General features: G+C 75.3%; 16 protein-coding genes. 13 read left to right on the top strand and 3 right to left on the bottom strand.

The window, feature by feature from the left end; translation table 11 throughout:
* Nucleotides 1-267 precede the first annotated feature (267 nt).
* The 9 genes from ACGFZP_RS11900 to ACGFZP_RS11860 are packed head-to-tail and all read left to right on the top strand — an operon-like array spanning nucleotide 268 to nucleotide 11533.
* Entirely contained in the window at nucleotides 268-1095 is an 828-nt protein-coding gene (locus ACGFZP_RS11900; RefSeq protein WP_392931225.1) for a glycosyltransferase family 2 protein, read from the top strand.
* Nucleotides 1092-2438, top strand: coding sequence for a glycosyltransferase family 2 protein (locus ACGFZP_RS11895; RefSeq protein ID WP_392931223.1), 1347 nt, complete (start codon nucleotides 1092-1094; stop codon nucleotides 2436-2438). The genes ACGFZP_RS11900 and ACGFZP_RS11895 overlap by 4 nt, the downstream gene beginning before the upstream one ends.
* Nucleotides 2435-3727, top strand: a complete 1293-nt coding sequence (locus ACGFZP_RS11890; protein WP_392931221.1) for a glycosyltransferase family 2 protein — start codon at nucleotides 2435-2437, stop codon at nucleotides 3725-3727. The genes ACGFZP_RS11895 and ACGFZP_RS11890 overlap by 4 nt, the downstream gene beginning before the upstream one ends.
* Complete coding sequence (locus ACGFZP_RS11885) at nucleotides 3727-5100, top strand: lipopolysaccharide biosynthesis protein (RefSeq protein ID WP_392931220.1); 1374 nt, start codon at nucleotides 3727-3729, stop codon at nucleotides 5098-5100. The genes ACGFZP_RS11890 and ACGFZP_RS11885 overlap by 1 nt, the downstream gene beginning before the upstream one ends.
* Nucleotides 5100-6116: a glycosyltransferase family 2 protein gene (locus ACGFZP_RS11880; protein WP_392931218.1), complete on the top strand. Its 1017-nt coding sequence runs from the start codon at nucleotides 5100-5102 to the stop codon at nucleotides 6114-6116. The genes ACGFZP_RS11885 and ACGFZP_RS11880 overlap by 1 nt, the downstream gene beginning before the upstream one ends.
* Nucleotides 6113-6925, top strand: a complete 813-nt coding sequence (locus ACGFZP_RS11875; RefSeq protein ID WP_392931217.1) for a polysaccharide deacetylase family protein — start codon at nucleotides 6113-6115, stop codon at nucleotides 6923-6925. Before ACGFZP_RS11880 ends, ACGFZP_RS11875 begins: the two co-directional genes overlap by 4 nt.
* Entirely contained in the window at nucleotides 6918-8840 is a 1923-nt protein-coding gene (locus ACGFZP_RS11870) for a glycosyltransferase (protein WP_392931215.1), read from the top strand. Before ACGFZP_RS11875 ends, ACGFZP_RS11870 begins: the two co-directional genes overlap by 8 nt.
* Nucleotides 8837-10231, top strand: a complete 1395-nt coding sequence (locus ACGFZP_RS11865; protein ID WP_392931214.1) for a family 16 glycosylhydrolase — start codon at nucleotides 8837-8839, stop codon at nucleotides 10229-10231. The genes ACGFZP_RS11870 and ACGFZP_RS11865 overlap by 4 nt, the downstream gene beginning before the upstream one ends.
* A gap of 15 nt (nucleotides 10232-10246) precedes the next feature.
* Entirely contained in the window at nucleotides 10247-11533 is a 1287-nt protein-coding gene (locus ACGFZP_RS11860) for an ATP-grasp domain-containing protein (RefSeq protein WP_392931212.1), read from the top strand.
* On the opposite strand, the gene ACGFZP_RS11855 is transcribed toward ACGFZP_RS11860, so the two are convergent.
* Complete coding sequence (locus ACGFZP_RS11855; protein ID WP_392931211.1) at nucleotides 11501-12712, bottom strand: FAD-dependent oxidoreductase; 1212 nt, start codon at nucleotides 12710-12712, stop codon at nucleotides 11501-11503. The two genes, ACGFZP_RS11860 and ACGFZP_RS11855, sit on opposite strands and share 33 nt — an antisense overlap.
* Nucleotides 12713-12796: 84 nt before the next feature.
* Nucleotides 12797-13441, bottom strand: a complete 645-nt coding sequence (gene ribA, locus ACGFZP_RS11850) for a GTP cyclohydrolase II (protein ID WP_392931209.1) — start codon at nucleotides 13439-13441, stop codon at nucleotides 12797-12799.
* Nucleotides 13442-13734: 293 nt separating this feature from the next.
* Between ribA and gdhA the strand changes: the two genes are divergently transcribed.
* The 4 genes from gdhA to ACGFZP_RS11830 all read left to right on the top strand — a co-directional run bounded on the left by gdhA (nucleotide 13735) and on the right by ACGFZP_RS11830 (nucleotide 17629).
* Nucleotides 13735-15114, top strand: coding sequence for an NADP-specific glutamate dehydrogenase (gene gdhA / locus ACGFZP_RS11845; RefSeq protein WP_392931207.1), 1380 nt, complete (start codon nucleotides 13735-13737; stop codon nucleotides 15112-15114).
* 122 nt (nucleotides 15115-15236) lie between these two features.
* The gene (locus ACGFZP_RS11840; protein WP_392931206.1) at nucleotides 15237-15740 is read left to right on the top strand and encodes a DinB family protein; all 504 of its coding nucleotides are present in this window, start codon (nucleotides 15237-15239) and stop codon (nucleotides 15738-15740) included.
* Between the two features lie 193 nt (nucleotides 15741-15933).
* Complete coding sequence (locus tag ACGFZP_RS11835) at nucleotides 15934-16842, top strand: NADP-dependent oxidoreductase (protein ID WP_392931205.1); 909 nt, start codon at nucleotides 15934-15936, stop codon at nucleotides 16840-16842.
* 22 nt (nucleotides 16843-16864) lie between these two features.
* Nucleotides 16865-17629 carry a VOC family protein gene (locus tag ACGFZP_RS11830; RefSeq protein ID WP_392931203.1) on the top strand — a complete coding sequence of 255 codons (765 nt, stop codon included), beginning with the start codon at nucleotides 16865-16867 and terminating at the stop codon, nucleotides 17627-17629.
* A gap of 29 nt (nucleotides 17630-17658) precedes the next feature.
* Here ACGFZP_RS11830 and lnt read toward each other — a convergent pair whose 3' ends face one another.
* Nucleotides 17659-19197 (bottom strand): apolipoprotein N-acyltransferase, encoded by a 1539-nt coding sequence (lnt, locus tag ACGFZP_RS11825; RefSeq protein WP_392931201.1) that lies wholly within the window; start codon nucleotides 19195-19197, stop codon nucleotides 17659-17661.
* Nucleotides 19198-19382 lie beyond the last annotated feature (185 nt).

Genomic DNA, 19382 nt, shown 5'->3' with positions numbered 1-19382 from the left:
GGCACGATGAGGCCCTGGCACACCCCGCACCCCCGGTGCGGGAGGCACGTTGGCCAGTTCGACACACCGGCGCCCAGGCGCCCGAGAGCCCGGCGGCCCGCACTCCACCCGCCGCCACGGTCGCTCTCCGTAGTTCGTCCCCCTCAGGGACTTCCCTCCCGGGGCCCCGCCCCGGCGCTTTCCGTCGCGCCGCGGGACCGCCCCGTCACCAGGGGCCGCGCCGCTCTCCGGCGCCGCCCGCCGCCTCCCCCGGAGAGGCCGCCCCCGATGAGTACCGCCCTGCCTCCTCACGTCCTCGCGTACGCGCCTGACGGCCATCCGCTGCGGCGGGCCGGCGACCAGGTCACCCTCCGGCGTCCGATGCGCCGAGCCGGGGACGGCGCCGTCAGCAGACACAGCGTCAGCCTGGTCGTCCCCGCCCGGAACGAGGCCCGCAACATCCCCTGGGTGTTCGAGCAGATCCCGCGCTGCGTCGACGAGGTCATCCTGGTCGACGGATCGTCCGTGGACGCCACCGTCCCGATGGCCCGGCACTGCCTGCCGACCGTGCGCAGCGTCGAGCAGCGCGGACCGGGCAAGGGCAACGCCCTGCGGACCGGCTTCGCCGCCGCCACCGGCGAGTACGTCGTCATGATGGACGCCGACGGCTCCATGTGGCCCGGCGAGATCCCGCACTTCCTGCACTTCCTCGATCACGGCTTCGACTTCGTCAAAGGCTCCCGGTGCATCGCCGGCGGCGGCTCGCTGGACCTCACCAGGATCCGCTCGCTCGGCAACCGCGCCCTGCTCGCCGTCGTCAACCGCCTCTACGACGCGGGCCTCACCGACCTGTGCTACGGCTACTGTGCGTTCCGCCGCTCCTTCCTGGACGCCCTCGACCTGCGCGCCACCGGCTTCGAGATCGAGGCCGAGATGATCGCGCACGCGCTGCGTTCGGGACTGCGGATCGCCGAGGTGCCGAGCCTCGAACTTCCCCGCCGCAGCGGTCGATCCCACCTGCACGCCGTCTCCGACGGACGCCGGGTGCTGCGGACCCTGATCTCCGAGCGTCCCGGCGCCCGGTCCTCGGCGGCCGCCTCCACGGGGGAGCGATGATGAATGGCTCCGACCGGCGCACCGCAGCTGCCTGCCCGCGCCCTGCCGCCCGCGACTCGCTCTACACCCCCGTCCGCGTCGTCGAGCTGGATCTGGACGAACCGAGCGGGCTGCGCCCGCCCGGCGGTCTCGGCACAGTCGACCCGGCCGGCCGCGTGTTGGCGTTGGTGCGACTGCACGGACACCCGCTCGGCTTGGTCAAGGCCACCGGAACAGCCGGCGAAGGTGCCGCGCTGCGCCGGGCGCTGGTCGACGCCGCTCACCGGGAACTTCGCGTTCCCGCCCTGTCCACCGCGACACCCGCGGCGCGTCCCGGTCGGGTCGGCCGCGCCCGGGTGCCCGCGGGCCCGGTCACGGTCAGCGTGGTGATCTGCACCCGCAACCGGACCGATCAACTGCGGAGCTGCCTGGACTCCCTGCTGCGGAACGGCTATCCGCACACGGAGATCCTGGTCGTCGACAACGCCCCGCAGAGCGACGCCACCGAACGCCTCGTCGCCACGCGGTACCGCAACCGCGTCCGGTACCTGCGCGAGCCGGTGCCGGGCCTCTCCCGGGCCCGCAACCGCGGACTGTCAGAGGTGCGCGGCGAGGTGGTGGCGTTCGCCGACGACGACCTGATCATCGACGGCGCCTGGGTGGAGGCGCTGGCCGACGCCTTCGGCGCGGACGACCGGATCGGCTGCGTCACCGGGCTCGTCCTGCCGGCCGAGCTCGACACCCCGGCGCAGGCCGCCCTCGAACAGTACGGCGGCTACTCGCGCGGCTTCGCCGCCCGCGACTGGTCGCTGCGCGAGCGCCCGGACGACCCGCTGATGCGGTTCTCGGTCGGCCGCTTCGGCTCCGGCGCCAACATGGCCTTCCGGACGGCCGTCCTGCGCGGCATCGGCGGGTTCGACCCGGCGACCGGCGCCGGCACCCCGGCCCGCGGCGGCGAGGAACTGCTGGCCTTCTTCCAGACCCTCGACGCCGGCCACACCGTCGCCTACCAGCCCGACGCCATCGTCTGGCACCGCCACCCGCGCACCTGCGACGCGCTGACCCGGCAGGTGTTCAACTTCGGCGTCGGCTTCGGCGCCTACCTGACCGCGGCCGTCTCGCACCGCCCCGGCATGCTCACCGCACTGCTGCGGCGGGTGCCCGGCGGCCTGCGGCGGTGGCAGACCGTACGCCACCACCGCGCCCGCTCCGGTCCGGCCGACGGCGAGTCCGTCCTGCTGGGCCTGGGGCGCCGCGAGTTCCGCGGCCTCCTGGTCGGCCCGTTCGGCTACCTGCTCAGCCTCTGGCACGAGCACACCGTGCGGACCGGCGACCACCGCGCGCGCACCGGAGGTGCGTCATGACCGGCGGCACGGCCACCGCGCTGTCGGCCACCACGCGACCGGCCACCGCCCTGCCCGTCCCCGCGCAGGTGGTCGAACTCGATCTCGACCGGCCCGGTGGGCCGTGGCGGCCCGGTTTCACGGCCCCGGTCCGCCCGCAGGGGTCCATCGTGGCCCTGGTCCGCCGGGCCGGCCGACCCATCGGCCTGGTCACCCTCGCCCCGGACACCGGGCCGGATGGCCCCCGGGACTGCGCCGAGCTGCGCCACCGCCTCGTCGAGGCGGCCGAACGGGACCTCGCCACCGGGCCGCCCGCCGCCGCACCGGCGCCCCCGCCCGCCCCCGCCCCGCTGGTCAGCGTCATCGTCTGCACCCGAGGACGGCCCACCCTGCTCGGCGACAGCCTGAGCGCGCTGCTGCGCACCGACTACCCCGCCGCCGAGTTCCTGGTCGTCGACAACGCCCCCGAGGACGACGCCACCGAGCGGCTCGTGCGCACCCTCGCCCCCGGCCGGCTGCGCTACCTGCGCGAGCCCGTCCCGGGCCTGTCCCGGGCCCGCAACCGCGGCCTGTCCGCCGCCCGCGGCGAGTTCGTGGCCTTCACCGACGACGACGCGCTGGCCGACCCCGGCTGGGTGAGCGCCCTCGCCACGGCCTTCCGCACCGACCGCCGGATCTCCTGCGTCACCGGCCTGGTCGTCCCCGCCGAACTCGACACCGAGGCCCAGGCGGTCTTCGAACGGTACTGCGGCTTCGGCAAGGGCTTCACCGCCCGCGACTGGTCGCTGCGCGCCAACCGCCGCGACCCGCTCTTCCCGTTCGCGGCCGGCCGCTTCGGCACCGGCGCCAACATGGCCTTCCGCACCTCCGTCATCCGCGGCATCGGCGGCTTCGACCCGGCGACCGGCGCCGGCACCCCGACCCGCGGCGGCGAGGACCTGCTCGCCTTCCTGCGCGTCCTGGTCGCCGGACACACCCTGGGCTACCGGCCGGACGCCGTCGTCTGGCACCGGCACCGGCGCACCATGGCGGCGCTCGACGCCCAGATCCAGGGCTTCGGCACCGGCCTCGGCGCCTACCTGACCGCCGCCGTCACCCACCGGCCCGGCCTGCTCGCCGAACTGCTCCGCCGACTCCCGGCCGGCGCCCGGTACACCCTGCGCCGGGCCACCGCCGGACCGGCCGACGCCCCCGACCCGGCCCTGGCCCGGCTCGGCCGGCTCGAACTGCGCGGCCTGTGCTACGGCCCCTTCAGCTACCTGGTCAGCCTCCGGCAGGACCACAGGTTCCGGGCCGAGGACTGGTCCTGATGCAACTCCTCAGCACCCGGACCACCGCCCCCGCGCGGCGGCCCTGCTCCTGCCCGCTGCCGCTGCCCTGCCAGTGCTCCTACCCGGCCCTGCTGCGGGCCAGGGTCCGGGCCGGCCGGGTCCACCTGGACGGCGAGCCGCTGCTGCGCAACGGCCACATGCTGCTCGCCAGCTCGGTCGTCGCGGCCGCCCTCGGCGCCGTCTTCTGGGTGTTCGCCACCCGCTGGTACAGCGCCGAGACGGTCGGCCTCAGCTACGCCGCCGTCTCCGCCGCCGGGCTGCTGTCCGCCCTCGGCCGCTTCAACCTCAGCAGCGTCCTGGTGCGCTTCCTGCCCGGCGCCGGCCGGCACACCCGCCGGCTGGTGATGCGCTGCTACCTCGCCAGCATCCTCGCCAGCGGCCTCGCCGCGATCCTCTTCCTGCTGCTGATCCCCTGGCTCTCCCCGAGCCTGGACTCGCTGCGCCAACCGGTGATGGCCGTCGCGTTCGTCGTCGTCACCGCCGGCTACTCGCTGTTCGTCCTCCAGGACGGCGCCCTCACCGGGCTGCGGCGCACCGGCTGGGTCCTCGGCGAGAACGCGATGTTCGCCGTCGCCAAGGCCGGCGCACTCGCCGTCTGCACCGTGCTCGCCGTCGGCACCGGCATCCTCGTCTCCTGGGCGGCGGCCCTGCTGGTCACCGTCCTGCTCACCAACGTCGTGCTGTTCCGCCGGGCGATCCCGGCCCACCAGCGGGCGGCCGGCGAGAGCGCACCGGCGCCCCCGCGGGTGGCCCGGTACGCGATGGCGGACTACCTGGGCAACATCTCCGGCATCGCCGCCTGCAGCGTCGTGCCGCTGATGGTCCTCGCCATGCTCGGCGCCGAGCAGAACGCCTACTACTCGCTCGCCTGGGTGATCGCCGACAGCCTCTACATGGCCGCCTACAGCATGGGCAGCTCACTGGTCGTGGAGGCCGCGGACCGCCCCGACCGGCTCTCCGAGCACGCCCGCCGGATGCTGCGCCACACCGGACTGCTGGTGCTCGGCGCCGTCGTCGTGATCGTCGCCGGAGCGCCCTGGCTGCTCCAGCTGTTCGGCCCCGGATACGCCGAGCACGGCACCACGGTGCTGCGGCTGATGGCCCTCTCCGCACTGCCGAACGTCGTGCTGAGCATGGCCACCGACGTGGCGCGGGTACGCCGCGCCCTCGGCTGGATGATCGGGCTGCAGCTCGTCTACGCGGTCCTCGTCATCGGACTCACCGCCGTACTGCTGCCGGTCCTCGGCCTCACCGGCGTCGGCCTGGCCTGGCTGCTCGCCGGCACGGTCCTCGCCCTCCCGCTGCTGGTCGCCCTCCCGCGCTGGCTTCCGTCCCCCGATCGGAGATCGTGATGAACACCGTGCCGAAGCCCGGTCCGGGTACCGAAGAGCGCTCGCCGACCCTGTCCGTCGTCGTCTGCAGCTACACCCTCGACCGCTGGGAGGACCTGTGCGCGGCCCTCGACTCGCTCCAGGCCCAGCGGCTGAGGCCCGACGAGACCGTCGTCGTGGTGGACCACTGCCCCGAGCTCACCGCCCGGCTGGCCGACCGCCCGGGCCTGCGCCTGGTGGAGAGCCCCGAGGAACCGGGCGTCTCGGGCGCCCGCAACACCGGCGTCCGCACCGCCCGCGGCGAGGTGGTCGCCTTCCTCGACGACGACGCCGTGGCCGCACCCGACTGGACCGGCCGACTGCTGGCCGCCTACCGCGACCAGCGGGTGATCGGCGTCGGAGGCCCGGTCGAGTCCTGGTGGGAGACCGGCCGCCCCGACTGGTTCCCGCCCGAGTACGACTGGGTGGTCGGCTGCTCCTACCCCGGCGCCCTCGAGGCCACCGGCACGGTGCGCAACTTCATCGGCGCCAACATGTCCTTCCGCCGCGCCGAGGTGGTCGCCGCCGGAGGCTTCCGCGGCGACCTCGGCCGGATCGGCACCAGCCCGTTCGGCTGCGAGGAGACCGAGCTCTGCCTGCGGCTGACCGCCCGCCACCCCGGCCGCGAACTGCGCTACGAACCCGCCGCGGTGGTCCGCCAGCACGTCCCGCCGGCCCGCGCCACCTGGCGCTACTTCAGCGCCCGCTGCTACGCCGAGGGCCGCTCCAAGGCCGTCGTCGCCCGGCACGCGGGCACCCGGTCCGCCCTCTCCAGCGAGCGCCGCTACGTGCGCCACACCCTGCCCGCCGCCGTCGGCAGCGCCCTGCGCGCAGGCCGGCTGCGGGCCGCCGCGGCCCTCGGAACCGGCGCCTGCCTGGCGGCGGTCGGATACACCACCGGCCGACTGGCCCGCCCGGTCCGCCCGGCCGACGGCTCCGCCGCCCCGACCGGGCGCCCGGCCCCCGCCGGCCCATCCGTGACGGGGAGGCGGACATGAGAGCGGTACCGGTCTTCCTCTACCACTCGGTGTCCGACAATCCGCCCCCGTGGATCGCCCCCTACACCGTGACCCCCGAGACGTTCCGCCGACAGCTCGACTGGATCGTCGACAGCGGCCTGCCGGTGGTACCCCTGCGCCGACTCGTCGCCGCGATCCTCGGCGGCCCGCCGCTGCCGCCCCGCGCGGCCGTGCTCACCTTCGACGACGGCTTCGCCGACTTCTACTGGACGGTCGCCCCGCTGCTCGCCGAGCGGGGCCTGCCCGCCACCCTCTACGTCACCGTGGGCGCCGTCCACCCGCCGGGCGGCCGCCCCACCGGCAGCCTCTTCCCGCCCGCGGACATGCTGAACTGGCGCCAGATCGCCACCCTCGACGCGATGGGCGTCGAGATCGGCGGCCACTCCGTCACCCACGCCCAACTGGACACCGTCTACGGGCAGCGCTGCACCGACGAGATCGTCGTCTGCAAACAGCGCCTGGAGGACGCCCTGGGCCACGAGGTCGGCGCCTTCGCCTACCCGCACGGCTACTCCAGCCCCGCCGTTCGGCGCAAGGTCCGCGAGGCCGGCTGGACCTCGGCCACCGCGGTCGAGAACAAGTTCAGCTCCGCGTCCGACTCCGTCCTGCGGATCTGCCGGCTGATGGTCCGCAGCGACACCCCCGACCGGGTCTTCCACGACTGGGCGGCCGGCCGGGGCGCCCGGACCGGGCCCGTCCCCGAGAGCCTCTACACGCGGCTCTGGCGCAACTACCGCCGACTGCGCACCGCCGTCGGCAGTCCGGTCGGAAGGCCCTCCAATGGTTGACCAGGTGACCCGGGCCCGGACCCCGGCGGGCGGGGACGCACCGTCCCGCGGCCCGCGCGGCGGCGGGCAGCCGATCGGGCCGCTCGGCCTGTTCGCCCGGGGCGCCCTGCCCGCGGCGCTGCTGCTCTGGGCGCTCGCCCTGCCCCGGGTCCGGATCGACCGGATGGGCGACCTCGGCCTGCTCCAGGTACTGCCGGTGCTCTACTGGGCCGGCCTCGCCCTGCTCGTCACCGGATTCGTCGCCGTCCTGCACGACCCCCGGATCCGCCAGCGCTGGGCGGCCGGCTACGTCCTCGCGCTCATCGCCTTCATCCACGCCACACCCACCCTGCTCTACCCGACGCTGCGCTACGCCTGGGCGTGGAAGCACGTGATGGTCGTCGACGCGATGCTGCGCCACGACGGCTCGGTGCCGCACGCCGGCGAACTCGACATCTACAACCAGTGGCCCGGCTTCTTCCAGCTGAACGTCCTGCTGCTGCGCGCCACCGGACTGCACTCCTCGCTGGGCTACGCCGCCTGGTACCCGGTGCTCGCCAACGTCCTGCTGCTCGGCCCGCTGCTGCTGGTCTTCCGGTCCGTCACCCAGGACCGCCGACTGGTCTGGGGCGGGATCTGGATCTACTTCAGCGCCTCCTGGGTCGGGCAGGACTACTTCTCCCCGCAGGCCTTCACCTACCTGCTGTTCCTCGCCGTCCTCGCCCTGGTGCTGCGCCGACTGGCCGCCGCCCGCGCCGCGCAGCCCCCCGACGGGGCGCCGCCGGGGGAGGGCACCGGGGCACGGGCGGTGACCTGGGTCTCCGACACGCCCGCCCGGGCCGGCTGGCGGCCGCTGCCGTTCGCCCTGCTGCTGGTCCTGATCGCGGCCATCGTCTGCTCGCACCAGCTCACCCCGCTGATGCTGATCAGCACCCTGCTGATGCTCGCCCTGCGGCGCCGCAACCGCCGGGTGGTGCTGCCCGCCCTGGCCGCCGCCGTCGCCATCACCTTCGCCTGGGACGCCACGGTCGCGCGCCCCTACCTGGCCAGGAACATCGACAACCTGGTCGCCGCCCTGGCCTCCCCCGACAGCAACGCCCTCCCCGGCCTGCAGCGGCTCGCCCAGCCCGCCGCCGCGCAGGTGTTCGCGTCCTGGGTCGACCGCGGCCTGACCGCGGCCGTGCTGCTGCTGGCGGTGGCGGCCGTCGTGCGGCACCGCTGGGTGCGCCGCACCAACCTGCCGCTGCTGCTGTGCGCGCCCGTCCCGCTGCTGCTCGCCAACAACTACGGCGGCGAGATGGTCTTCCGCGCCTACCTGTTCGCGCTGCCCGCCGCCGCCCTGCTGGCCGCCACCCTGGTGATCCCGTCCGGCGCCCGGGCGCCCGTCCGGCCGCGCGGGGTGCGCCGGGCGCTGCCCGTCCTCCACTGGGGGCTCACCACGGCCGTCCTGTTCTCCCTGCTGGGCGGACTGCTCTTCGGCTACTACAGCAAGGAGTCGATGAACAGCTTCACCCCCGGCGAGGTCGCCGCCCTGCGGTACGTCGCGCACACCGCGCCGCCGGGCTCGCGGATCATCTCGGTCACCGCCGACCTGCCCGGCGGCGAGGAGCGGTACGACGAACACAGCCGGGCCGCGCTCGCCCTGGGCACCCCCGAGGACCGCCGGCACCTGCTGACCGACCCCGCCGCGGCCGTGGAGGCCGCGCTCGCCGACCCGGCCATCACCGGCCCCTCCTACCTGGTGCTGACCAGGGCCCAGATCGCCGAGTGCGAGCTGACCGGCATCCTGCCCGCCGACACCGTCGACCGGGTCAGGGCCGCCGCCTCGGCCTCGTCCACGCTGCGCGTGGTGTTCACCGACGGCGACGCGGTGGTGTACCGGCACACCACCCCGGTCGCCCCGGAGAGCCCCTTCAGCGAGAGTGGGAAGCCATGAGGACGTCGCCGCGGACCGTGCCCCGCCTGCTGCTGGCCCTCTTCGGCTGGGTGGCCCTGGCGGCCACCGCGCTGCCGCCGGCCAACCCGCTGCGGGTCGCGCTGACCGCCGGCTTCCTGCTGGTCGGCCCGGGGACGGCCGCGCTGCTGGCGCGTCCGACCATCGCCCGGACGGCCGGCGGGCCGGACCGGATCGCCGCGGCCTCGCTCGCGGTCGCGATCAGCACCGCGCTCGCGGCGCTGGTCGCCGTCGCGCTGCTGGGCTACGGGGCCTTCACCGCGGGCCGGGCGATCGCGGTCCTGGCCGTCGTCGGCACGCTGCTCGCCCTGCTGCCGCACCGGTCGTGGCCGGGCCGCTCCCGGGCGGGCCGGGCGGATCGGTCCGGGTCCGCGGGGTCAGGGTCCGACGGGCCCGGATCCGGCGGGTCCGGCGGGTCCGAGGGGTCCGGGCCTTCGCAGGCCGACCGCTCGCAGGCCGACCGCTCGCGGAAGGGGCGGCGCCGGCTGCGGCGCGGCGCCGGCGGGATGGCGGTGGCCGCCCTGCTGGTCCTCGCCACGGCCTGTTCCGGCGCCACCGCGGGCTCCGGGCCGAGGACGGCGGTGGTGCAGCCGGGTTCGGGCCCGGCCGCCGAACAGCTCGGCGGAGCCCTGCCCGGCCAGCCGGCCGCCGCCGGCAGCTGGCGCCTGGCGTTCCAGGACGAGTTCACCGGATCCACCCTCGACCGGTCGGCCTGGACCACCTGCTACGACTGGAACGACAACGGCTGTACCAACGCCGGCAACCACGAGCAGCAGTGGTACCAGCCCGGCCAGGTCAAGGTCGGCGGTGACCGGCTCACCCTCACCGCGCAGCGCAGGGCCGTCACGGGCGGCGACGGCAAGGCGTACCCCTGGGTCTCCGGCATGATCAGCACCGGCCGGGACAGCTGGAACGCCAAACCGCGGCACACCTTCACCTACGGCTACTTCGCCGCCTCGATCCAGGTCCCGGCGAACCCGGACGGCTTCTTCCCCGCCTTCTGGCTGATCCCGGCCGACACCCGCGGCACCCCGCCGGAGGTCGACGTCGCCGAGTTCCCCAACACCAGCCAGTACGTCCACATGAACCTGCACTGGCGCGGCGCCGACGGATCCGACCAGCACGTCGGCGACAACTGGGGGCCGACCGACTTCGCCTCCGGCTACCACGTCTTCGCCGTCGACTGGGAGCCGGACGCGGTGACCTGGTACATCGACGGCAGGCAGTGGTTCCAGGTCACCGACCCCTCGCGGATCCCGAACGTGGCCATGGAGATCGTCATCAACCTGGCCGTCGGGTACCTGCAGTCGCCGCCCGCCGGCACCGACTCGGCCGCGCTGGGTGTGCGCTGGGTCCAGGTGTGGCAGCACTGAGGAGGTGGGAGCGTCATGGCACACAGCCGTCCCGATGCGGACCGCACCGTTCCGGCCCTGCTGGTGAAGGTCGGCCACTACCCGCAGTCGCACAGCGCCGTCGGCGCCGCGCGCACGCTCGGCCGGCTCGGCGTCCCGGTCTACGCGATGGTCGAGGACCGGTTCACCCCCACCGCCGTCTCCCGCTACCTCGCCGGGGCGATCGTCCGCCCCACCACCGGCTGCGAGCCGCCGGAGCGGCTGGTCGCCGCCCTGCGGGAGGCGGCCGGCGAGGTCCTACGGCGCACCGGGCGGCGCGCCGTGGCGGTGGCCACCGACGACGAGGCGGCGGTCCTGCTCGCCGAGCACGCCGCGGAGCTCTCCGCGGACCTCCTGCTGCCCCAGGTGGAGCCCGGCCTGCCCCGCAGGCTCGCCGACAAGGTCGGCCTGTACCGGCTCTGCAACGCCACCGGCACGCCCACCCCGGGCGCCTGCGCGCCCGCCGACTGCACCGAACTGCGGGCCGCCGCCGGCCGGTTCGGCTACCCGCTGGTCCTGAAGAACCGCGAGCCGTTCACCCGGCTGGAACGCCCCGTGGTCGGCCACACCACCGTCGTCCGCGACGAGGCCCGGCTGCTGGAGCTCTGCCCGCCGGGCGGCCCGCCGCTCGCGGTACTCGCCCAGGAGTACCTGCCCGCCGACCAGGCCCAGGACTGGTTCACCCATCTGACCTGCGGCCCCGGCGGCGCACCGCTGGTCCTCTTCACCGGCGTCAAGCTGCGCTCCTGGCCCCCCGAGGCCGGTGTCACCACACGGGCCCGCGCCGTCGCCAACCCCGAACTGGCCGAACTGGCCGAGCGGTTCTGCCGGCGGATCGGCTACCAGGGGATCGCCGACCTCGACTGGCGCCTCGACCTGCGGGACGGCCGCTACAAGCTGGTCGACTTCAACCCGCGCACGGGCGCCCAGTTCCGGCTGTTCGAGACGGCGGACGGCGTCGACGTGGTGCGCGCCCTGCACCTGTCGCTCACCGGCCGCCCGGTACCGCGCGGGCCGCAACTGGCCCGCGGCTACACCGTCGGCCAGCTCGACCTGCTCTCGGCCGGCTCCTCCGCCTGGCGCCGGCGCCGCCTGCCGTGCGGCGTGGCGCCGCAGCGCGGCACCGAGCGGGCCTGGCTCTGCCCGGACGATCCCGCGCCCGCCGCCGCCGAGGCAGCCCGGTTCGGCGGCCGCGCCGCCCTGTACGCCGCCCGCCGGATCCGCTGCGCGGTGGCGGCGGCGGCCCGGCCGTCAGGCGCGCGGACCGCCGACCAGCGCGGCTGAGACCCGGCGGGCCGCGAAGCCCGTGCCGCAGACGAAGCGCAGCACCGGGCCGAAGCTGTTCGCCGCGGCCAGCCCGGTGAAGTACAGCCCGGGGACGGAGGACTCGAACCCGTTCGACAGCCGGGGCGCGCCCTGCGCCGTCCGCACCGCCCGCCGCAGGCCCTGGTCGAGCACGTCGAGGCGATCGACGTCCACCCGGTAGCCGGTGGCCGCCAGGACGTGGTCGACCTCCAGCTCCCCGGTGCGGCCGCGGATCCGCAGCCGTACCGATCCCCCGTTCTCCCGGGCGGACTCCACGGTGTGCCCGGTGAGCAGCAGGATGCCCGAGCCCTCCACCCGCTCCCGCAGCCACCACGCGCCGGCCGGCCCCAGGACGGTCCGGACCCGCTGGGCGCGGACGCCGTCCGGGAGGTGGCGGAAGGCCCAGGGGGCCCGGCAGTAGCTGAGCAGGTTCCACCCGGGGCCGAGGTCGGAGCCGGGGTGCCGGGCCCGGGCCGCCAGCGGGCGCGCGCCCGGCAGGCCCGCCTCGGGCGCGCTGCCGAACAGCAGGCGGTCCGTGCGCGCCAGCAGCGTCGTGTCGGCCCCCGCCTCGTGCAGCAGGGCCGCGCTCTCCAGGGCCGACTGCCCGGCGCCGATCACCGCCACCCGGCGACCGGCGAAGACGCCGAGGTCCGCGTGTTCGGCGGGGTGCGAGGCGAGGCCCGCCTCCCGTGCCGCCGCCAGCTCCGCGGGCACGTGGGCGAAGGGCCGCAGGCCCGTCGCGAGCACCGCGGCGCGGCTCGCGACCTCCTCGCCGGTGTCCAGCCGCAGCCGGAAGACACCGCGGTCGTAGCCGATGTGCCGGACGGCGGACCGCTCCACCTCGGGGACGCAGGACTGCTGGAACCACTCGCCGTAGTCGATGAACTCCGCGATCGGCACGGGGTAGCGGTCGTTGATCGGCGGAAGGCCTCGCCACCTGCGAAAGTCCGCCAACCGGTGCCGCTCGGCGGGGTCGGAGATGCTCGACGCCCGCGGTGTGGACTTCAGGAACATCCCGGCCGGCATGTGGGTGCGCCAGCCGTCCATCGGCTCCCCGAACACCCGCAGGGCCGCACCCCGCGCCTTCAGATGGGCCGCGGTGGCGAGCCCGTACGGGCCGGCCCCCACCACCGCGACCGGCAGGTACTGCGTCGGCATGGCCTCCTCCAGGAACGCTGCGAAGTCCTTCCCAGGATGCGCTCCCGCCCGCCCGGCGGCATCAGCTGAGGCCCGCCGCCCCGCTCAGCCGACCAGCCGGGACAGCTCGATCGAGTGGCCGGTGCGCTCCACCTTCGCCTGGAGGTAGCGGACGTTGCTCGCGGACAGGTGCACGCCGGTCGGCACCCGGCGCTCGACGGTGATGCCGAGGCCGGCCAGCTGGGCGGCCTTGTCCGGGTTGTTGCTGAGCAGGTCGATGCCGGTGGCGCCGAGGGCGGTGAGCATCTGGGCGGCGGCGGTGTAGTCCCGGCCGTCCTCGGGCAGCCCGAGCGCGGTGTTGGCGTCGTAGGTGTCCAGGCCGGAGTCCTGCAGGGCGTACGCGTCGAGCTTGTTGTAGAGGCCGATGCCCCGGCCCTCCTGGCGCAGGTAGAGCAGGTAGCCGCCGGCCTCGGAGATCCGCTCCACCGACTCGCGCAGCTGCGGCCCGCAGTCGCACCGGTCGGAGCCGAACACGTCGCCGGTCAGGCACTCCGAGTGCAGCCGCACCAGCGGCGTCGCGCCCTCGCGGACGGTGCCGAAGGCGAGCGCCAGGTGCTCGGCGCCGTCGTCCAGGCCGTGGAAGGTGGACACCTCGGCCTCGGCGCGGAAGCCGTCCGGGAAGGTCAGCGGGATGCGCACACGCGAGCGCACCGTGGCGGTGCCGGGCTGCGCCGTGGCGGACTGCGGCATGGGCGGGCCTCCGTTACTGGGTGGTGGATCGGTTGTCGACCGTACTAGGTAGTTCCAATTTGAACAACAGGGGTCGGATGTGACCTTCGCCGGCCCCGCCCGTCCCACCAGGCGCTTGGAACACCACCGCCCCACCCGGTGTTCCCACCGCCCGCCCGGGCGCCGGGGAATCGCCCGACGAAGTTTCAGATGGTGGATGCCGCCGGAAATCTGCTGTTAACACTGCAAGACTTATCTGTGCCGCAGCTCTCCCCGTACCTGCCGATCACTCGACCACGAAAGGTCCTGATCAGATGCCGGCCACCCCCCGTTCCTCCGCGCCCAGCGCGACCGAGGTCCAGCTCATCGAGTCGCTCTACACCGAGGTGCTCCGCCGCAACCAGGGCGAGCAGGAGTTCCACCAGGCGGTGCGCGAGGTCCTGGAGACCCTCGGCCCGGTGCTGGCCCGCCGGCCCGAGCTCGTCGACGCCCGGATCATCGAGCGGATCTGCGAGCCCGAGCGCCAGCTGATCTTCCGGGTGCCGTGGTCGGACGACCGCGGCGGCATCCACGTCAACCGCGGCTTCCGGGTGGAGTTCAGCAGCGTCCTCGGCCCCTACAAGGGCGGGCTGCGGTTCCACCCGTCGGTCAACCTCGGCATCGTGAAGTTCCTCGGCTTCGAGCAGATCTTCAAGAACGCCCTGACCGGCATGTCGATCGGCGGCGGAAAGGGCGGCGCCGACTTCGACCCGAAGGGCCGCTCGGACGCCGAGATCATGCGGTTCTGCCAGTCCTTCATGACCGAACTCCACCGCCACCTGGGCGAGTACACCGACGTCCCCGCCGGGGACATCGGCGTCGGCGGCCGCGAGATCGGCTACCTCTTCGGGCAGTACAAGCGGATCACCAACCGCTACGAGTCCGGGGTCCTCACCGGCAAGGGCCTCGGCTGGGGCGGCGCGCAGGTGCGGACCGAGGCGACCGGGTACGGATGCGTGCTGTTCACCGCCGAGATGCTGCGCAGCCGCGGCGACAGCCTGGACGGGCGGCGGGTGGCGGTGTCCGGCTCCGGCAACGTCGCCGTCTACGCGATCGAGAAGGCGCAGCAGCTCGGTGCGACCGTGCTCACCTGCTCCGACTCCACCGGCTACGTGGTGGACGAGAAGGGCATCGACCTCGCCCTGCTCAAGGAGGTCAAGGAGGTCCGCCGCGGCCGGGTCTCCGACTACGCGCAGCTGCGCGGCTCCCATGTGCGGTTCGTCGAGGGCCCCGGCGTCTGGGGCGTGCCCTGCGATGTCGCACTGCCGTGCGCGACCCAGAACGAGCTGACCGGGCCGGACGCGCTCGCCCTCGTCCGGAACGGTGTGCTGGCGGTCGCCGAGGGGGCCAACATGCCCACCACCCCGGAGGCCGTGCGGGTGTTCCAGGAGGCCGGGGTGGCCTTCGGCCCCGGCAAGGCGGCCAACGCGGGCGGCGTGGCCACCAGCGCCCTGGAGATGCAGCAGAACGCCTCGCGCGACTCGTGGACCTTCGCGCACTCCGAGCAGCGGCTCGCCGAGATCATGCGGCACATCCACGACTCCTGCCACGCCACGGCCGAACGCTACGGCAGCCCGGGCAACTACGTGGTGGGCGCGAACATCGCGGGCTTCGAACTGGTCGCGGACGCGATGCTGGCGCAGGGCCTGATCTGACGCCCGCTCAAGAACCGCCCGGGGGCGGATCCCCGGGCGGGGGCGGTCCGAGCGGTGAACTGGGCCGGGCCGATGGGGCGTTGGCCGCCCCGTCGGCCCGGCGGCCTGTTAGGGTCCGCGACATGACGAAGCGCGTGCCCTTCACGGGTGGGGAGAAGGAGAGCCTGTACGTGGCTCTCGACCGGCACCGGGACGCGGTGCTGTGGAAGCTCGAAGGCCTGGACGACGAGCAGCTGCGGCGCCCGATAACCCCGTCCGGGACGAACCTGCTGGGGCTCCTCAAGCACCTCGGCGGCGTCGAACTCGGCTGGTTCTGCGAGACGTTCGGCCGGGAGACCGGCCCGCTCCCGTTCGACCTGGACGAGGACGAGGAGTCGGACCTGCGGGTCGCGCCGCACGAGTCGACCGCCGACATCCTGACCTTCTACGCCCGCGCGCGGGCCGCCGCCGACCTGGTGATCGAGGAGCTCGACCTGGAGGACCGCGGCCGGTCCTGGTTCGGCGAGGAGGTGACGCTGCGCTGGGTGCTGATCCACATGGCGACGGAGACCGCCCGGCACGCCGGCCACCTGGACATCCTGCGCGAGCTGATCGACGGCCGGACCGGCGACCACAACCGGGGCTGAGCCCGGCCCCGGGGAGGCGGCGCGGCCCCTTGGGGTACCTCCCGGCCGAAGGCCGGGGGAGCCGCGCGCTGATCCGCCAAGACCGACCGGACAGGACCTGGTCCGTTCGGCGCAGCGGCGGCGGGCCAAGGGCGGCGGGCGGCCGCATGCTGGGCGGGGGTGCAGCCCGCCTACCCGAGGAGTGCGATCAACGATGTCCAAGGCGTTCGGGTTCGTCGACTACGGCGGGCCCCAGACTCAGGAGTTCCTGGACCGCCCGGCGCCTGATCCGGGGCCGGGACAGCTGCGGATCGCCGTCCGGGCGGCCGGGGTGAACCCCGTCGACTGGAAGATCCGCCGGGGGCTGCTCGGGCGGGGCCGCGAGCTGCCCGCCGTGCTGGGCACCGAGGCGGCGGGCGTGGTGGAGCGGATCGGCCCCGGCGTCGAGGGGTTCACCCCGGGCGACGAGGTGTTCGGGGTCACCGCGGCGGGCGCCTACGCCGAGCAGGCCCTGCTGGTCGCCGCCCAGAGCGCGCGCAAGCCCGCCGGGGTCGGGTTCGACCAGGCGGCGGCGCTTCCGGTGGCCGCCGCGGCCGCCGACGACGGGGTCCGCGACGTCGGGCTCGGCTCCGGGCGGACCCTGCTGATCCTCGGCATCGCCGGCGGGGTCGGCAGTGCCGCCGCGCAGATCGCCCGCAGCCGGGGCCTGCGGGTGATCGGGACGGCGAGTGACGCCAACCGGGGCCACGTGGAGTCGCTTGGCGCGGTACAGGTGCGCTACGGCGCCGGGGTGGCGGAGCGGATCAGGGCGGCGGCGCCGGACGGCGTGGACGGCATCCTCGACCTGGTCGGCGGCGAGGACCTGCGGGCCGCCGCCGAGACGCTCGCCGACCGCTCGAAGCTGGTCAGCACCGTGGACCCGGACACCGTCGCGGAGCTCGGCGGGCGCTACATCACCCGGAGCACCACCTCCGGGAGCCTCGCCGCGCTGGCCGCCATGGTGGCCGCCGGCACGCTGGACCCGCACATCACCGGCCGCCATCCGCTGGCGCACGCCGCCCACGCGCTGGCGCTGGTGGAGTCCGGGCACGTGCGCGGCAAGCTGGTCCTGGAAATCGGCTGAACGACCGAGGAGGGTACGAGGGATGAAGATCAACGAAGTGGCCGTCGGCGGACCCTGCTGGGTCGAGCACGGCAGCGCCGACCCGCAGGGCGCCCAGCGGTTCTACGGCGAGCTGTTCGGCTGGCGGGCCGAGACCGACGAACGGCCCGAGGCCGGCGGCTACACCTACCTGCGGCTGGACCAGGCGATCGCCGCGGCCGTCGCCCCGCTGATGGGGGAGGACCAGCCGACGGCCTGGACGGTCTCCTTCGCGGTCGCCGACGCGGACGCCTCCGCCGCCCTGGTCCGCGGGGCGGGCGGGAGCGTCCTCGTCGAGCCGACGGACGCGCTGGACCTCGGCCGGTTCGTGATCGCCGCCGACCCGTCCGGCGCGGTGTTCGGGCTCTGGCAGGGGCGCTCCCTGGCCGGTGCCGAGGTGCTCAACGCACCCGGCGCGCTCGGCTGGGTCGAGCTGCTCACCCGGGATGCCGCGGGCGCCACCGCCTTCTACCCGGCGGTCCTCGGCTGGACGGTCAACCCGTCCGAGGTCTACACCCAGTGGGGCCTGGCGGGCCTCGACTTCGGCGGGATGCTGGTGATGGACGAGCGCTTCCCGCCGCAGGTGCCGCCGCACTGGCTGCCGTACTTCGCGGTGGCGGACGTGGACGTGTCGGCGTTCCGGGCCGGGAACCTCGGCGCCGACGTGCTGCTGCCGCCGGTCTCGATGGCGGGCGGCCGGCGGGTCGCCGTCCTGCGCGACCCGATCGGCGCTGCGTTCGCCCTCTACTCGGCCGGCCACGAGGGCTGAGGCCGCGGGCGGACGTGCCAGGGCCCGTCTCAGGGGCGGCGCCGGGCCGCGACGACCACCGCGCCGGCCGTGACCAGCAGCGCCGCCAGCGGCACCACGTCGCCGACCCGGTCGTACCAGGTGAGCGCGCCCGGCTCGGTGAGCGCCAGCCGGACGGTCAGCGCGCCGGTCCGGTCGGTGCCGAGCCGGGCCAGCTCGCGGCCCTGGGCGTCGAAGGCCGCCGAGACGCCGGTGAGCGAGGCCTGGACGGCCGGGCGGCCGGTCTCGGCGGCCCGGATCGCGGCGAGCGAGACGTGCTGCTCGGGCGCCCAGGTGCGCTGGAACGTCGAGGTCGAGGACTGGTAGACCAGCAGCCGGGCGCCGTCCCGCGCGGCCGTCCGGGACATGTCGGGGAACGCCGACTCGAAGCAGATCAGGGCGCCGACCGGCAGCGGGTCGCCGCCGCGGCCGGTGGCCGGCAGCGGGTGGAAGGCCGTCCCCGGGGCGCGGTTCTCGCCCGCGGCCCTGCTGACCCCGGCGATCCAGCCGAGCAGCGGGCGCAGCGGGATGTACTCGCCGAACGGGACCAGGCGGATCTTGCGGTAGCGGTCGACGATGCCGGCCGGGGAGACGAGCACCGCGTCCTTGGAGATCCGCCCGTCGGCCTTGCGGGCGTCCTCGCCGGCCAGGACCATCGCGCCGGTGGCGGCGGACAGCCGGCTCAGCCGGGCCAGGGCCGCCGGGTCGCGGTCGAGGTCCGCGGTGGTGCTGCTCTCGCCCCAGACGACCAGGTCGACCGGCCGGCCGGCCAGCGCGGCGGTCGCCTCGGCACTGGCGTCGAAGCGGGTCTGCGGCTCGTCCACGACGCCGGGCTGGACGAGGGCGACGACGGCCGTCCCGGCGGGTGCGGGGGCCGCCCGCAGGGCGAACAGCAGCGGCCCGGCCGCCAGCACCAGCACGGTGGCGAGGGCGGCGAGCGCACGGGGGCGGCGGCCGGCGGCGGTCAGCATGATCAGCACACCCGTGTTGACGGCCACGACGGCGGCGCTGACCAGCCAGATCCCGCCCGCCGAGGCCAGCGCGAGCACGGCCGGGTGCTGCCACTGGGTGGCGCCGAGCAGTGCCCACGGGCCGCCCAGGGCGTGCCAGGAGCGGGCGTACTCGGTGGTCAGCCAGACGGCGGGGACGACGACCAGGGCCGCCAGTGCCCGGCCGGTGGTCAGCGGCGGGTGCAGCAGCCGCCACACCGCCAGCCCGACCCCCGCCTGCAGTGCGCCGACGAGCACGGCGAGCACCGGCAGGGCCGGTCCGATGGACGGGATCAGCCAGTACATCGCGGTCAGGATGAAGCCCGCGCCGAACCACCAGCCGCGGACCGCCGCCTCCCGTGCGCCGGGCGCCCGCTGCATCAGGACCAGTCCGGGGACGAGGGCGACCCAGGCCAGGGCGGCCAGCCCGGGGGCCGGGAAGGCGAGCACCGGCACCGCCCCGGCGGCGAGCGCCGCCACCCGGGCGGGGTAGCGGCGCGCGGCGGCCGGGGACGCGGGCCGGCTGGAGGTGCTGAGGGGAGGCGCGGGGCGCAGCGGCATGCCCCGTATTGTCCGCTTGGGCGGGGAATGCCACCAGCTGCCGCGTCACCCGAACGGGCGATGCCGTGTCCAGCCCGGTCCGCCCGGTCCGCCCGGTCCGCCCGGTCCGCCCGGTCCGCCCGGTCCGCCCGGTCCGCCCGGTCCGCCCGGTCCGTCCGGACCTCGCCGGGGCGGACCGGGCCGGG

The organism is Kitasatospora sp. NPDC048239 (assembly GCF_043202015.1).
Classification (GTDB): Bacteria; Actinomycetota; Actinomycetes; order Streptomycetales; family Streptomycetaceae; genus Kitasatospora.
Note: the sequence above shows the minus strand (reverse complement) of the source record. Positions and strands in the feature narration are given on the sequence as shown.

What these genes read in the sequence shown, in the direction of transcription:
- ACGFZP_RS11880 (WP_392931218.1), top strand. Translation starts at nt 5,100, where the DNA reads ATGAACACCGTGCCGAAGCCCGGTCCGGGTACCGAAGAGCGCTCGCCG.
- ACGFZP_RS11870 (WP_392931215.1), top strand. Translation starts at nt 6,918, where the DNA reads ATGGTTGACCAGGTGACCCGGGCCCGGACCCCGGCGGGCGGGGACGCA.
- ACGFZP_RS11900 (WP_392931225.1), top strand. Translation starts at nt 268, where the DNA reads ATGAGTACCGCCCTGCCTCCTCACGTCCTCGCGTACGCGCCTGACGGC.
- gdhA (WP_392931207.1), top strand. Translation starts at nt 13,735, where the DNA reads ATGCCGGCCACCCCCCGTTCCTCCGCGCCCAGCGCGACCGAGGTCCAG.
- ACGFZP_RS11895 (WP_392931223.1), top strand. Translation starts at nt 1,092, where the DNA reads ATGATGAATGGCTCCGACCGGCGCACCGCAGCTGCCTGCCCGCGCCCT.
- ACGFZP_RS11865 (WP_392931214.1), top strand. Translation starts at nt 8,837, where the DNA reads ATGAGGACGTCGCCGCGGACCGTGCCCCGCCTGCTGCTGGCCCTCTTC.
- ACGFZP_RS11840 (WP_392931206.1), top strand. Translation starts at nt 15,237, where the DNA reads ATGACGAAGCGCGTGCCCTTCACGGGTGGGGAGAAGGAGAGCCTGTAC.
- ACGFZP_RS11830 (WP_392931203.1), top strand. Translation starts at nt 16,865, where the DNA reads ATGAAGATCAACGAAGTGGCCGTCGGCGGACCCTGCTGGGTCGAGCAC.
- ribA (WP_392931209.1), bottom strand. Translation starts at nt 13,441, where the DNA reads ATGCCGCAGTCCGCCACGGCGCAGCCCGGCACCGCCACGGTGCGCTCG.
- ACGFZP_RS11860 (WP_392931212.1), top strand. Translation starts at nt 10,247, where the DNA reads ATGGCACACAGCCGTCCCGATGCGGACCGCACCGTTCCGGCCCTGCTG.
- ACGFZP_RS11835 (WP_392931205.1), top strand. Translation starts at nt 15,934, where the DNA reads ATGTCCAAGGCGTTCGGGTTCGTCGACTACGGCGGGCCCCAGACTCAG.
- lnt (WP_392931201.1), bottom strand. Translation starts at nt 19,197, where the DNA reads ATGCCGCTGCGCCCCGCGCCTCCCCTCAGCACCTCCAGCCGGCCCGCG.
- ACGFZP_RS11855 (WP_392931211.1), bottom strand. Translation starts at nt 12,712, where the DNA reads ATGCCGACGCAGTACCTGCCGGTCGCGGTGGTGGGGGCCGGCCCGTAC.
- ACGFZP_RS11875 (WP_392931217.1), top strand. Translation starts at nt 6,113, where the DNA reads ATGAGAGCGGTACCGGTCTTCCTCTACCACTCGGTGTCCGACAATCCG.
- ACGFZP_RS11885 (WP_392931220.1), top strand. Translation starts at nt 3,727, where the DNA reads ATGCAACTCCTCAGCACCCGGACCACCGCCCCCGCGCGGCGGCCCTGC.
- ACGFZP_RS11890 (WP_392931221.1), top strand. Translation starts at nt 2,435, where the DNA reads ATGACCGGCGGCACGGCCACCGCGCTGTCGGCCACCACGCGACCGGCC.